This window comes from Xanthomonas sp. NCPPB 4037 (genome assembly GCF_041475695.2).
Classification (GTDB): Bacteria; Pseudomonadota; Gammaproteobacteria; order Xanthomonadales; family Xanthomonadaceae; genus Xanthomonas; species Xanthomonas campestris.
In genome coordinates this window covers 3,906,546-3,919,723 of record NZ_CM191261.1, presented here as the reverse complement: position 1 = coordinate 3,919,723, position 13,178 = coordinate 3,906,546, and the positions used below count along the sequence as shown (strand labels likewise).

Below are 13,178 nucleotides of genomic sequence, written 5' to 3'. Positions count from 1 at the left end.
TCTGCCGATTGATGATTCCGAGCGATGCCCCTTGAGGTATCAATCGAGGTATCAATCTTGCCCAAGCCTCTGATGATGTCGCGCTCGGCCGGCCTGTATGCGCGCTTCTTTGTTCCCACCGATCTTCGAGCCTCCATCGGCTCGCGTTACCTTGTCCGATCGCTAGGAAACCGTCGTGGGGACCACGCTAGGCTGGCGGCAGCCACGATGGGGATGGCACTATCGATGGCATTCGATGCCATGCGGAAAGGGATGACCGTGGATCTTGAAGAGCTGCTGGAAAAGGTTCGCAGTGGGGACATCAAAGAGCTGACCCTGAAAGATGTGACGCTGCCCGACGGCACGCGCATCGCTCAGGCGCAGTTGGACAACCCCGCCGATGCCGGGATCTTCGGAGACCTCATGGTGCGGGCGCGGCAGACAGAGCCCACCGAGGTCATGGCGGCAAGGGTGGCCAAGCGTCGGCAACAGTTGCGCGAGGGCAGTCAGCGCATATCCGGCGGCGGCGATGCACCCAAGGCGCTGATGTTGTCCAAGGCGATGGCCGATCATTTGAGGGACCTGGCCGGGGCCCGTCTGCATCAGAAGACCGTGTTGGAAAGCCGCCATACCTTGCGCCTGTTTGCCGGAATCATCGGCAAGGACGTCCCCGTGGCCTCGCTGACCCAGGATCACGTGCGGGCCTTCTTTGAGGGCGTGCGTTACTGGCCCTCGAATGCGACCAAGCGGCCGGCCTACCGAGACCTGTCGGTGCCCGAAGTCATCAAGCTGGCGAAGAAGAACCAGGAGCCAGAGCCGGCGGCGTGGACGATGGCCAAGCACCGGCAACGCTTGAGCGTCTTCCTGGTCTCATTGGTCGAGGGCAAACACCTGGCGGTGAATCCGTTGGCGGGCATCCGGGCGATCGCCACGCCGGACTCAGAAGACACGGGTTCGCCTTTCACGGACGCCGAGTTGAAGGCTATCTTTGACCCGGTGGAGTTCCCGAAGTGGGCGTCGAAATACCCCCATCGGTGGTTTGGCCCGATCCTGGGGCTCTACTCCGGCGCTCGCGTGAACGAGATCGCGCAGCTCCGGCTGGAGGACGTCGATACCATCGACGGCGTGCCCGGCTTCTTCGTCCGCAAGATCGGGAAGAAGCAGAGCATCAAGAACAAGCACAGCCGGCGGTTCATTCCGTTGGCCCAGCCTGTCATTGAGGCCGGGTTCCTCACTTACGTGGATGAGGTCCGGCAAGCTGGGATCGAGCGGTTGTTCCCAGACCTGCCCAACTCGACCGGTCTGGGTTATGGGCGGCAGCTGAGCCGCCAGTTCTCCGTCTACATCAAGCGGCAAGGCGTATCTGAGAAGGGGCAGGGGTTCCACGGGTTCCGCCATACCATTGCTTCAAAGCTTGACGAGGCGGGAGTGTCGGCTTCGGCGATTGGAGCGCTCACGGGGCACGGGACCGGGCAGACTGTGCTGGAGAAGTTCTACATCGATCGACGTAGCCTGCCGGACCGGGTGGCGACGCTGGCTAAGTTTAGCCCGCCGGTTCGGCTGCCCGATTACAACGCAGGGCTATTTGGCTTGAGCACTTGAGGCGCTTTGGTCGCGAGCTCCCTACCTCCTGCGGCTAAATTAGAGACTTGCAAGCGATTTCGGGCGTGGTATAGTTGATATGTAAAAGGAGGATGTAGCTATGATTCAGTCTTTGTTGGATTTTTTCCGTCCCGAGCTGTCTGAAGAGGAGCGTTTGTCGATACGGTCGCTACGGGCAGAGAAGATTGTTCATATGTCTGATGGTGCCTTTTATGTTGATACAAGGGACATCAAGGCGGAGTTGGACGAGGTACGTGAAAAAACTCGTCATTTGTTAGAGTAAATATTGGGGAGCCAGGGATGGGGCTATTGTTGATATTGCCGCTGTTGGTGAGTGGCTATCTTGTTTGTTTGAACGACAAGTTTGTGTTTTCTAGGCTGCATCGATACGAAGGTCAGCTTCTATATTTTTTAGCGGCATATCAAGGACTTAAATGTTTCGGTGCTGCTTTTTTTGTCGTGGCAGCAGCGTCCTGGTTGTCCGCTGACGTGAGCTTCAATCCGTGCCTTCCGGTAGTGAAGGGCTGTTTCCCAGTCAGTCTTGACTTTATAGAGGCTTTGGCGGGTCTCGTTGTTAGCGTTGATCGCACTCTTGTGAACAAGGCTCAGATTTTTTCATTTTTTATCCTTGTTGGGTGTGTTACATGCTTAATGCCATACGTATTCTCATTTATTTCGTATAGAGCATATGTTTTTAAGTTCTTCTTTCGCAAGGGCGCTTATGAGGAGCTTCTTGGTGAGGAGGCCCAGGGTGCTGAACGATTGACAAGGGCCCAAAAAGCTAAGGCGCGCGTAATTCTAGATGAAAGGTTCGGGAACTTTATCGCCAGAGACTCCAACAAACATCATCCTATCGCAAGCGTATTGGTTCAGTCCTTGGCCAACGCTGTTCCTGTTATGGTAACAATGGAGGATAGGAAGGTTTACATTGGGGTGGTGACCAGGATCGGTTCCACGTCAGAAATATCAAGTGGACTGGAGAATTTTGGAATATCTCCAACGCTCAGCGGTTATAGAGACAAGGACACCCTGAAGGTGAATTTCACTTATGAATATCCCGAAAAGAAGGGTGGTGGCCATGATGTTAAGCCCAGTGTGACATATCTGAAGTTGGAAAGCATAGCTTCCATTACTCTGTATGACGAAGGGCTCAGGAGTCGGATACTTGAGACCACATCTTTAGTGGCTAGTTCGGGCGACATTGTAGTGCCGTCTATCCAAGGGCAGGATTCTGTCAATGATGAGAGTTTCAAGTCGGTTATAAAATCACTCAAGGTTTGGATGGTCGCGAAGATTAATCGGAATAGAAAGGGATAGATGGTGCAGATGTTTTCGACGGTTTGAGTCGGGGGCGTTGTTGGTTCTGGCCGACTTGCGCAGGCATGTATGATCAATACTCTTCTTTGGTGATATGGTCTTAACCGTTTCGCTCGAGTGCGTTTTCTGATCGATAGGCACTGCGATGCCCTCTCGAGAGGAATTGATCGCCACGGGACAGCTGACTCTGGCCGCTTGGTCTGCTGTGTTCTCCTGAGCGCCGCATGTCGAAAGCTCTGCGGAGGATCAATCTGGTATCACGGATGATGGCTCTTGATTATTCCACAGATCGGGTCTAGCAGTCCTGCGAAGCCAGAGAAGTCTATGTCTTTGTAGTATGGCTTCACGATCTTCTCTGCGAACCACGCTTTGCCATATTCATCGTCCTTTAGTTTTTTGTTGGATAAGCTAAATTTTTTTCCTGACAGCTTTTTGGCCCGCGTTGCTTCGCTAAAGTAGTGCTCAATGCAGTGGTCGCCGGAACCTTTTTTCGAGGTCAGGAGAACGTAGAGATTGGCATAGACGTGGATATATTGGTCGCCATCGGGCATGTCCAATTTGTAGTGTTTCTTTATCGCACCTATGACGGCATTTGAGCCTTTGTCATTGTCGAAAATGACTATGACAGGATGCGACCCTTTTGGCCCCTTGATTTTGCGGTAGTTATCCCTGTAACCAACAATGAAGTTGGTCAAGGGACTGTCGCCTCCCGTTAGGTTGAAAATCCTCTCGCGAGTTTTTGTATGTGGAAGGAGCTTGACGAGCAGCTCATTAGAGCCTGGAGCTATTAGCGCAGGATAAGTTGCACGCTGCTTCCTGATTGCAGAGCTGATGTATATGTTGTCGGTCTTTCCCTCGAAAAGGATTGCGGTTCGATCGTTGGCTGCAAATGTTGTGAAGAATAAAAATCGATGCAGTAGTCGCTCCGTGGCGCTCAGTATCGGCGGCACAAGATCGTCCGAGCGTCGGTAGCGCTCAACCTGCAGCAGGAACCCCAGCATGCCCTCAAGTTGAGGTCGACTTCCCTCAATTGAAGCTAACATCGTTTGACCTGCGGCAAGGACGGTTTTTTCCAGGTGGTAGGTACCGGTGGAACAGAGCCTATTCACCATTGCCCGAATCGCTCTACGGTAGTCGCCATTCACATTGACGTGCCTGTTGACGACAATGCCGGTGACATCTTGGCGGGATCGGTGGTGGAGAAGTCGCGTCTTCGCGTGGTTAATTTTGAACCCGCAGGCCTTTACGGCTTCCTCAATTTCCTTCGTAACCACCCAATTGGGAGTGGCAAGGAGTTGGCGTGCAATAGCATGCGGAAACTGCGGCTGCGAAGTGGACATGGTGATGTCATCCGCGTAGCGCGAGTAAGCGCAACCTTGAGCTCGGGCTATCTTTGACAGCCGGATGTCTAAGATGTTTCCGATGAGATTGGAGATAACTGGCGACGTCGGAGCTCCCTGTGGGAGCTTGTCGTCATGGCATGCGATCTGCGCGATGATGGTTGCGACGTCTCGATGCAGTTGAAAATTTCTGTTTCCTATGAGAAATCCGCGAACCCGGCCAAAGTTGATGGTTCCAAAGAAGTCCGTGAGGTCGAAATTCAGAACGTAGCGTTGGCGCCGGTGCACGTCTGCGTTAGTGAGGATGGATCTTCCTTGCTTGAATCCGTGGGCAACGGGGTGTTTGACGCCCAGTTCCTCCTCAATTTCTTTCTCACACGCTTGCAGCAGTTTGGACAGCTTTCCTTGCACAAGCTTCAGCTGAGGGGACGGTGCGTGAATCGCCCGCTTCCCACCAGAGCGCTTGGGGATGTCGAAGGCGCTGTACTTAGCTGCGGACGGAGTTCCCCATGCTATGTAGCTCAGTGTCTTTGTCTGGAAATCCAGCAGTCGCGCTAATTCGCCGGTATTCGTGCAAGCTTTTAGCTTAGCTAATTCACCCATCTGACATCCCTGTGAGGAAGAGGAGGGGCTGCAGGAACTCCTTCGCGCGCATGGCGAGCGTATGTCGGCACTCGGTCCATTCGGCAAATCCACCTTGCAATTGCTTCTGATGCCGCGAAACGACGGCAACCAAATCTTCCTGCAACCCCGACCGCAACATAGCTCATGTCGAGCCCGAATGCGATAACGCCCCAAGTGCCGCATGTGTAGAACGCCATGGGTAGCGGTGCCTGCTGCTTTGCTCTTGGATTGGACTACTGAGTCAACTGCGCATACAGCACAAACAGGAACATCGGTAATCCACTCAGCACGGCGTAGGCCCCAAACGCGCCCATCAGGGTCAGCACGGTCATGACCCACCACTGCCACCAAGAGAAACCCGAATCACGCGCCTGGGCCGCACGGACCTCTACCGGGTAGAGCCGAGCCGCCTTCCGGCTTGCGCGTCGGGCCATGAGTGGCCCAACGACGAATCCGAAAGGTCCGAGGAAGAGCAAGGTCAAGGAGTACCACCAGAAAAACCGGTCCCGTGGCGTCATGAGCATGCGCCTGGCGGGCACCGGCTGATCAAGCAGAGGAGGCGCGCTCATTTGGCGTAGGCCCTCCAGCTGCCGTCGGCCTTCGCATATCGAATATTTTTGCTAACGGGGATGGGCACCTGCCGGCCCTCAATGTTGAGCACGGCTTGGCCGCGGGTATCGCAGCGGTAGCCGTCCGCGCCCTCCGCTTCCGCGCAGCCAGTGAGCTCGAAGTTCTGGACGTCGCTGACCTGGCCGGCACCGCTGTCTTTCAACAGCTGGACAAAGGCTTCCTTGGCGTTGGCGGCGGACGGCTTGCCACTGCAGGCGGTCAGGCCCAAGGCCATGGTCAACGCGACCAGGCCGATCCTTGCGTTTTTCATGTCGTTCCTTTTGCTGGGTAATGGGAAGGAGGGCGAAGAGGGGCTTATTTGTCACCGTTCCCGTCGGCCTTGAAGCCGGCGAGCCACATGCGACTGTCCTTGAAGGGCGTCAGCATTCCCGAGGGTCCCGGGTGCAGGTCGGCGGTCTGGAGGAATCCCGAGACCCAGGCGACGCGCAGGGCGACATCGACGGCGCGGTCAGCCACGCCAGGGCGGCTCGCGTTGACCACGAAGGGTTGGGCCGGCGGGTTGGGGCCAGTGGACCGCTGAGCGCCGGTGTTGGGCTTGCTGGGCAGCACGCGGACACCGGCCAAGGTGTCCCGCCCTTTCCAGAGCGCGGCGCTGTTGAGCTCAGCGGCTTCACCCAGGTCGTCCGTTTCCGTCAGCGACGCATCGAAGCAGGTGCGGAAGGTCTCGACGCTTGAGGCGGTCGGGCTGGTCCAGATGCGCGCTTCAGCAGTCCAACAGGGCAGGGAAGCACCCCACTCTGTGAAGGTCAACGCGACTCGGGGCCAATCCAAGCGGCCTGCCTGCGCAGTCTGGTGGTTGTCTCCTTTGAAGAGAGCAGGCAGCTTCCCGGCACCACTGAGGGGTAAGTAGATCGAGCTGGTCGTCAGATTGCCGGCTTTGCTGTCCGAGTTGGGCTTGATGCCGACCATCTGCTTACCCGTGTCGGCCAAGCCTCTGCCGAGCTGGCGGAAGAAGCCGGGTTTCTGGGCCGGCACGTCTTGGGCGTAGGTGGTGAACGGCGAGACGAGCGTCAACGCCAAGAGCGCAGCGAACGCTCCTTGTCCTGTGTGATTCATCGCAAACCCCTGCAATAGCGCCCGTTTGGCGTATTTGCAAATATGGCAAATGCAGCGCAGGATTGGAAGCGGCAGACTTGGGGGTCAATTCATCCTTCGTTGGTCTTCATGCCTGCTCCGCTGCCTCCCGCATACACCTTTGGCCGTCGCCTTCGTGAGGCCAGGCTTGCGCGGGGCATGAACCAAGCCGCCTTGGGGGCTGTTCTCGGGCTCGAGGAGCAGAACTCGGCGGCCCCTAGGATTTCGCGCTACGAGCGAGGGGACCGCATGCCTGACAACGAAAGCATGGCGAAGCTGGCGGAGGCGCTGGAGCTACCGGTGGCGTATTTCCACGCCGTTAGCGACCCCATGGCAGAGGCGATTTTGGTGATGTCCCAGCTCTCACCCGAGGAGCAGCAGGAACTGATCCAGGTGATTAGAAAATTCCGTGGGCCCGAAGAAAGTGCGTGAAGCGGAGTATCGCGACGGCCTTCAAGTGACTCGCTGAGCACCACGATTTTTTTGGGATATGCTGGGTTTGCGCCATGGAGGCGCAAGGAGCTAAGCAATGAAGCGAGAAGAAGCGTTGGAAGCGGCCGTCAAACTCACTGCAGCGTTGCTACACTCGGACACCTACGGTCGTCGGGGAAATCTGGATGAAGATTCCGACCTTGCTGTGGATCTGTTTGCCCGGGTCTTCAGCAAGCTGCAGGAAGCTAACGTCTAAGTTCAAAGATCTTTGGTTCCTGCCAACAGCTGTTGGCCGGAACACTGAGTCGATACGTCGGTGTATTGCCGAAGGTCAGAGACATCGGTGATGCGAAGCACCTTCAGGCCATAGAAACCACTTCGTCTTCGCTAAACCACGCATTGTCCAGCAAGAATTTCCTTACCCGCGCTACGTCGTCGGTGTAAGCGACAAGCGCGAGGCTTTTTGTGGCCCTGCTGGCGGTCACGTAAAAGAGTCGTCTAGTTGCCTCCAAGGTCTTCCCCTCCGTTTTCCGCCCGAACAGGTCTTCATACTTAAACATGAAGCCGCGTGCTTCTTGATCGTCCATGATGACCATGACTCGTTCGAATTCTAGTCCCTTCACGCCTTGATGGGTGTCGAAACGCGCCTTTCGAGAGAGGTATGTCGCCAGCGGACTGATCTGTGAGAAAGGAGAGGCCAGGAGGCGGTCAATCAGTCTGCTCCGGTCATCGTTTTCTCCTTCCTCCGTGCCCTCGGTGATCTTTTCGTCAGGGGCACTCGTCCACGCAGCAAGCCTTTCTGGAATTAGCAGTAGGCGCCGCTCGAAGATGCGGATAAGAACATCCTGGAGGGTCGGATCTTGGCCATCTCGAAAGAGCAGCACTAGCTCATCCACGGCTGATTGAGCCTCTGCAAGATGAGATTTGCCAGGAACTCCCCTGAGCTTCTCGACGCTTACCAGCGGTGAAAACGTCTTCAGTATCTGCATGAGAGCGAATCGATCGCCTCGCTGATGTGCGTTGACCAAGGGCAACACTTGGTCAGTAAAAAAGGTCGCAAGTGGTTGAGTGCCATTTAATAGGCTCGTCGAATCGATGTCGTAAAGCGCCACAAATACGTCTAGACACCCCAGCCTGGTGGCAGCCATTCTATGCTCAAGCGTAAGGGTCTTCACTGCTTCCTCTTGTAGCCATTGGCTGTCTAGGCTTATCTCTGCCATTCGCGCAGCGACCCGACCCTCCAGCTCAATCTTATTTTCGATGCTTGATGGGACAATGAAAATTCGAACAGTGCCTTCAGGCGCGTCTGTTCGTGGTCGTTGCTGGTGAGGGTCTACGGTGCTTCGGACCTTATTCAGAAGTGAGACGACGCGTTTAGGGCATCGATGATTCATTTGTTTTCCAGGCGTCTCCCATGTGGGGGGAAGTTCGGTTCCAAGCCTCTCCTTACCGTCGGCGTAAATCTGCTGCATCGTGTCCCCAATCAGGCCGAGAGAAAAACCCCCTGCCTGCTTGTCCGCCACTTCGAACAGCGCGTCGATAAGGTGCTTGTTCGTGTCCTGGCTCTCATCGACAAGAAGGATGGGGTAGCGGCCTACAAAAATGCTCTGCATGCGTGGTTTAGACCGTAGGAAGTCAGCCGCAATGCGAATGACTTCCGCATGATTCAGTGCATCGCGTGTTCGGTTCGTCCCTGTTGGGCTGTAGATGAAGGTTCTTATGTTCGGCAAAGCCATTAGGCGTTTGGTGCCCGCCTCGATCTTGAATTTACGGTCCTCTGATGCCTTCCCCGCGCGACCCTTCGTTTCCTTTTCTCGCAGATCAGATAGATCCTCAGCGATCTTAATTTTCAGCCACTCTCGGATGTCGTGGTTGAGGCCTTCGATCAGAGACCAGGCAAAGCTGTGGATTGTGCGGACGTCGAAGAGCGCATCGAACTGAATACGTCGCTTGATCTCATCGGATGCAGCATTGGTGAAGGTGATGACGCCCACTCGCTTGCCTTGACGGCGAAGCCCCTCACCCCAGTTGTCTTGAATATGCTCTAAGGCTGCCACCAATGACCTGGTCTTCCCAGACCCGGCGCCGGCGAAAAGGAAAAAGCTTTTCGGGTTCCCGGGATTCAGGCATCGGGCAATGAGCGCGTCAGCAGGCTGATCGACATCATTCTCCCCAGGATGGTCTGCCTTTATCACGGCGTCACCTCCGCTTCGGCCGCTGCTGTGTCGCCAGTGGTCAAAGGAATTATTGGAAGTTTTCCAGCGACCTCGTCTTCCTTACGCTTTAGCTGGGCGATTAGCCAAAGAAGACCCCTGTGAATGTAGTCTGGAAGGTCGACTTGGTCGAGCTTGCTGCTCTCTAGAAGGGTCATTGAGAACTCTGCCTTGTCCCCATTCTTCAAGGCCGCTTGAATCCGCTGAGAGAGCTCGGCAGTGTCACCCGAACCGGCGATTGAGTCTCGAATTGCCTTGGCCAAGCCGCCGCCAGACAGTGATTTGAAGAATTCTAAGTTTTGATAGACAAGCGCGTCTTCGAAAGTGTTCGCAATAGCTTCGACGCCCGAACTCCCGCCGAAGTCAACTTTGATGGGCTGTTGATAGGCTACGCGGAAGCCGAAACCGCTCTCGTGCATATCGGCAAGTGATGCCTCCGGCATATCCAGTAATGCATCGATGGAGTCCTCGTTCGGTGCCCAAGTCTTGATCGTTTGGTTTCGCGACAGTTGTCCGGCGGATCGTGTCGGAACCGCCTTGGCTCCGGTTGTTGTCTTGGCGTCCAAGTCCGTAACGATCAGCGTGTTGAGGCCGAGCTTGGTGAGAAGAGGCCGAAGGCGGTGGGCATGACTGCCTCCAATTTCCAGCCAAGTGATGTAGCAGTGTCGGAGATACTTGTAGTCGGATCGGCATCGAACCATGTGCGGGACGACCATGCGCTCGGCAGGTCCTTCAACGAGGATTGCGCCATCGGCAAAGAAAAGATCGCAGTGGGTGATCTTTAGGTAGCGCTTTACGAATCGGGTCGTGTCGTTGTCAGTTCCAAAAATCTTCGAAAGATTGACAACCTGAGATACGGGGACGGAACCCTTTAAGGCCTTCACAGGCATGCGGCGGAAGTAGCGCAAGGACGTGAAATCAGCTTCATGAGCTAGATGGCTCGAGTGCGTGCTGACCACCATTTGAGTATGGAAATCGGTGGAGTCACCCAAGCTTCCATGCTTCCGCAGCACCGCGTATGCGTGGGCAATGAAGACCTGTTGAACTTGAGCATGAAGATGGGCTTCAGGCTCCTCTATCAAAACTAAGTGGAGCGGGGGAATGTTGTCTTCCGCCGACAAGGCTTGTTTCGACGCCTTACCTACCCGCATCCATTTATCGCGGAAGCTCATGAGTGCGAAAACCATCGACACTAGGTTTTGGTAGCCCAGTCCATTGGACTCCTCGGGTAGGCGGTTGGAAAAGCCTACCTCGGCCAGGTGCGTGGGAACCTCGTAATGCACGGCAGACCCATGGTTCAACGCATCCAGGGGGCGCAGATCCGCAGCAAGTCGCAGCTTTGGGTCGGTCAGCCCCGGATAGCCCACTGTCTCAAGCTCATTAAGCGCTGGCTCAAAGGAGTCTGAAAGCTGCTTGCCGAAGGCGACCCGAGCTTGGTGAAGGGCCTGAAGGGCTTTTAGGTCCTTTTCTTCCGGTTGATCGAAAGGGTCTAGATGTTGGGAGTAGTAACCGCGGAGCTGGGTGGATAGCCTTTTTCCTAAACGCGAAGTTTCGGAATCCGGATCTTCTCCGCTTACGCTGCTGGAGGCGGTCCAGCCAAGTCCACGTTGAGCGCTGATCTCATCGATACGTATCAGCCCTTTGAAGGGGTCATTCTTAAGCGGTTCACTTCCGGCCGGGAGTGGCTGTGGGTTCGCATAGCCATCTTCAGGGTCATCCAATAGAGCTGGATCGAGAAGATACGCCTTGACCTCAAATGTTGAGCGAAGTCGTCTGGAAAGGAAGTCAATCATCGACTTCGGCCAGAGTGAGAAGGGTTCTTCTCCGTCTTCTAGTGCCGACGCCGCTGACATCACCGTTTTAGTAGCCGACCTTGCGTTGAGGTATTCACGTTTGAAGTCGTCCGCGTTCTTCGGCTCGTAACGGAGGCGGACGCCGATGGCACTTCCGTCCCAATCGAGTGTGGGGAGGATCCCTTGGACGTAGTGGAGCTGGTTGTCAGGAACTTGCAGCCAAACGTCAAGCGCTGGCGAGATCGAGTCCCAGTCGAATTCGGTGGGCTCACCTTCTTGTGACTCCGCTTCCCAAACGCTTCCCAGATCATTGATGGCCGGCCAATGACTTAGCGTGAAGTCGTTGATGTTGAAGTCGCGCTGGTCCACCAAGAAGCGTCTCATGGCAACCATTGCAGATGTCTTGCCGCTGTTATTGGCACCTACAAAGACTGTCGATTCCTTCGCAAGATCTATCCTTGTAGCAAGCAGTTTTCGAAAGTTAGCTACTTCAATAAAGTCGATGTGCACTGTTCCTCCTTCAAGCAGTGCGGCACGAAAGGCGGCTGGACAGTTTCGAGCTAACGGTTGCGAAGCGTCCTAGCCGTGCGAGCGCTCTATGCCACTCTACGGCGTGGTCGTCCCGGGCGGAAGAGGCGCAGGGACGTCTTAATATATATGCATGAGCTCGGTTAATTCACGCTTTGATGCGTTCATGGGTAGAACTTGCTCGGATCAGCCAAGCACTTGTCGAACTGCCCCCGCTGGTAGCGCGGCAGCTCCACGTTGGGCTGATACAGCTCTAAAGCGGCAAGCTGCTTGCTGCGCGTCACCTGCGGTTTCTTGTGCAGGTAGTGCTGGCGCAAGACCTGGACCCGATCCCGTGGGTCGGTGCTGTGGCCGGTGACCAAGGCAATCTCCTTCTCCGGCACGTCGTTGACGTCGAGCTCAGTGGCCAGCGTATGGCGGAAGGCGTGGAACCCGATGCCCTTGGGGAAGCCCAGGCTCTTCAGATAGCGCCCAAAGTCCACCACGAACTGCTGACTGTAGCGAGCGTTGGTTTCCCCCGTCGTGCGGTTCACGCCCGCAGAGAGCAGCGGGAACAGCCGAGGATGGCCCGTTTCCTTCATGTCCTCCATGAACTCGAGGAATCCGGCCTCCAGGAGCGGCTTCGCGATGGGGATGATGCGCATGCAGCCCGCGCCTTTCATGCTTTGCCGGCTGCGCCGCCGTCGCTTCGGGTCTGCGGCCAAGTCTTGGTCCAACGTCTTCTGAAAAGCGATGCACCACACCCCGCGTTCCTCGATGATGTCGGTCAGCTTCAACTGGCAGACCTCGTTGACTCGCGCCCCCGTATAGAGGCCAATCATCGGCGCCCACCAATACTGCGGCTTCTTGGCCCAGGGCAGAAAGTTGGCCGGGTCAAAGATCGTTTGAAGGTCTTCGTCTTCGAACAGGCGGATGGCCTTTTCTGGATCGATGGTGTCGTCCTTCTTGGGCTTTCGGAATGCCTTCATCGGTGACACGTCGATGGCTTGTCCGTTGACCAAGTGGTTGAAGAAGGCGACCAAAAACCGACGGTGTCGCTCCTCGGTGGCAGGCGCCAGCGGCGGCACGTCTTGCTCTTTACCCAGGGCGATTGCCTCGTCAAAGGAGAGGTCCTTCAGCAGCGGATCCGACACCAAGTTCCTCGGAGCCCAGCGCAGCAGCGTCCAGAGCGCTTGGATGTGGTAATAGTCGACTCGAGCTGCCGAGATGTTGCCGCAGGTGAGCAGCAGCAGTTTCAACGTGCGCTCGGTGGACTGCACAGTCTTCGGGTCGAGCTGCCGGCGGCGCATGTCTTCGAGGTGGTCCTCGATTTCCTTGGCCAGTGGGCGTGACGGTGTGCCCATGGGTAACTGCGCAGGGTAGCGCGTGCTGTTCTTCAGGCCGCTCTTCCGTCCAGTTTCGTCGAGTGCGGCGAGGATGCATTCTTGAAGGTTGATAGCCGCTTCTCGGCCTCGGATGATGGCGCGGTCAATGCGGAACCGGCCGATGTGGATGCCTTCCAAATGCAAGAGCCCGAAGGGCGAGGCGATGTAATCGTTGAGTGTTGCGGAGGGTAGAGCGGTCATGGGTCACTTCCATCGAGAGATGGAAGTAGGGATATGACAGGACGAAAATTCGTCAACGGGGGCGATACAAAAATTTGCGTT

Annotated in this window: 12 protein-coding genes; 5 read left to right on the top strand and 7 right to left on the bottom strand. The window is 56.0% G+C overall.

Annotated features, from left to right (window positions below):
* Positions 1-24: 24 nt before the first annotated feature.
* From ACCQ01_RS17395 to ACCQ01_RS17385, 3 genes are all read left to right on the top strand, one after another.
* Positions 25-1,581, top strand: coding sequence for a site-specific integrase (locus ACCQ01_RS17395; RefSeq protein WP_228431040.1), 1,557 nt, complete (start codon positions 25-27; stop codon positions 1,579-1,581).
* A gap of 100 nt (positions 1,582-1,681) precedes the next feature.
* Positions 1,682-1,864, top strand: a complete 183-nt coding sequence (locus ACCQ01_RS17390; RefSeq protein ID WP_206710315.1) for a hypothetical protein — start codon at positions 1,682-1,684, stop codon at positions 1,862-1,864.
* Between the two features lie 194 nt (positions 1,865-2,058).
* Positions 2,059-2,898 (top strand): hypothetical protein, encoded by an 840-nt coding sequence (locus tag ACCQ01_RS17385; protein ID WP_228431038.1) that lies wholly within the window; start codon positions 2,059-2,061, stop codon positions 2,896-2,898.
* A gap of 257 nt (positions 2,899-3,155) precedes the next feature.
* Here the strand turns inward: ACCQ01_RS17385 and ACCQ01_RS17380 are convergent, their stop codons facing one another.
* The 4 genes from ACCQ01_RS17380 to ACCQ01_RS17365 form a co-directional block, all read right to left on the bottom strand.
* Positions 3,156-4,841 carry a retron Ec67 family RNA-directed DNA polymerase/endonuclease gene (locus ACCQ01_RS17380; RefSeq protein ID WP_228431036.1) on the bottom strand — a complete coding sequence of 562 codons (1,686 nt, stop codon included), beginning with the start codon at positions 4,839-4,841 and terminating at the stop codon, positions 3,156-3,158.
* 254 nt (positions 4,842-5,095) lie between these two features.
* Complete coding sequence (locus tag ACCQ01_RS17375) at positions 5,096-5,431, bottom strand: hypothetical protein (protein ID WP_228431034.1); 336 nt, start codon at positions 5,429-5,431, stop codon at positions 5,096-5,098.
* Complete coding sequence (locus tag ACCQ01_RS17370; RefSeq protein ID WP_206710319.1) at positions 5,428-5,742, bottom strand: hypothetical protein; 315 nt, start codon at positions 5,740-5,742, stop codon at positions 5,428-5,430. The genes ACCQ01_RS17375 and ACCQ01_RS17370 overlap by 4 nt, the downstream gene beginning before the upstream one ends.
* 44 nt (positions 5,743-5,786) lie before the next feature.
* Positions 5,787-6,548: a hypothetical protein gene (locus ACCQ01_RS17365; RefSeq protein ID WP_228431032.1), complete on the bottom strand. Its 762-nt coding sequence runs from the start codon at positions 6,546-6,548 to the stop codon at positions 5,787-5,789.
* A gap of 42 nt (positions 6,549-6,590) precedes the next feature.
* Here ACCQ01_RS17365 and ACCQ01_RS17360 point away from each other — a divergent pair, with 42 nt between their 5' ends.
* Both ACCQ01_RS17360 and ACCQ01_RS17355 read left to right on the top strand, forming a co-directional pair.
* Positions 6,591-6,998 carry a helix-turn-helix domain-containing protein gene (locus ACCQ01_RS17360; RefSeq protein WP_323370304.1) on the top strand — a complete coding sequence of 136 codons (408 nt, stop codon included), beginning with the start codon at positions 6,591-6,593 and terminating at the stop codon, positions 6,996-6,998.
* Between the two features lie 97 nt (positions 6,999-7,095).
* Positions 7,096-7,254 carry a hypothetical protein gene (locus ACCQ01_RS17355; RefSeq protein WP_228431028.1) on the top strand — a complete coding sequence of 53 codons (159 nt, stop codon included), beginning with the start codon at positions 7,096-7,098 and terminating at the stop codon, positions 7,252-7,254.
* A 103-nt stretch (positions 7,255-7,357) separates the two neighbouring features.
* On the opposite strand, the gene ACCQ01_RS17350 is transcribed toward ACCQ01_RS17355, so the two are convergent.
* The 3 genes from ACCQ01_RS17350 to ACCQ01_RS17340 form a co-directional block, all read right to left on the bottom strand.
* Positions 7,358-9,193, bottom strand: coding sequence for a UvrD-helicase domain-containing protein (locus ACCQ01_RS17350; protein ID WP_228431027.1), 1,836 nt, complete (start codon positions 9,191-9,193; stop codon positions 7,358-7,360).
* Entirely contained in the window at positions 9,190-11,514 is a 2,325-nt protein-coding gene (locus ACCQ01_RS17345) for an AAA family ATPase (RefSeq protein WP_228431025.1), read from the bottom strand. The genes ACCQ01_RS17350 and ACCQ01_RS17345 overlap by 4 nt, the downstream gene beginning before the upstream one ends.
* 182 nt (positions 11,515-11,696) lie before the next feature.
* Positions 11,697-13,097 (bottom strand): site-specific integrase, encoded by a 1,401-nt coding sequence (locus ACCQ01_RS17340; protein ID WP_228431023.1) that lies wholly within the window; start codon positions 13,095-13,097, stop codon positions 11,697-11,699.
* Between the last annotated feature and the right edge of the window lie 81 nt (positions 13,098-13,178).

Bases quoted from the DNA above. Each gene is read 5' to 3' on its own strand.
- ACCQ01_RS17375 (WP_228431034.1), bottom strand. From the start codon at position 5,431: ATGAGCGCGCCTCCTCTGCTTGATCAGCCGGTGCCCGCCAGGCGCATG.
- ACCQ01_RS17365 (WP_228431032.1), bottom strand. From the start codon at position 6,548: ATGAATCACACAGGACAAGGAGCGTTCGCTGCGCTCTTGGCGTTGACG.
- ACCQ01_RS17340 (WP_228431023.1), bottom strand. From the start codon at position 13,097: ATGACCGCTCTACCCTCCGCAACACTCAACGATTACATCGCCTCGCCC.
- ACCQ01_RS17395 (WP_228431040.1), top strand. From the start codon at position 25: ATGCCCCTTGAGGTATCAATCGAGGTATCAATCTTGCCCAAGCCTCTG.
- ACCQ01_RS17360 (WP_323370304.1), top strand. From the start codon at position 6,591: ATGGCAAATGCAGCGCAGGATTGGAAGCGGCAGACTTGGGGGTCAATT.
- ACCQ01_RS17380 (WP_228431036.1), bottom strand. From the start codon at position 4,841: ATGGGTGAATTAGCTAAGCTAAAAGCTTGCACGAATACCGGCGAATTA.
- ACCQ01_RS17355 (WP_228431028.1), top strand. From the start codon at position 7,096: ATGAAGCGAGAAGAAGCGTTGGAAGCGGCCGTCAAACTCACTGCAGCG.
- ACCQ01_RS17370 (WP_206710319.1), bottom strand. From the start codon at position 5,742: ATGAAAAACGCAAGGATCGGCCTGGTCGCGTTGACCATGGCCTTGGGC.
- ACCQ01_RS17390 (WP_206710315.1), top strand. From the start codon at position 1,682: ATGATTCAGTCTTTGTTGGATTTTTTCCGTCCCGAGCTGTCTGAAGAG.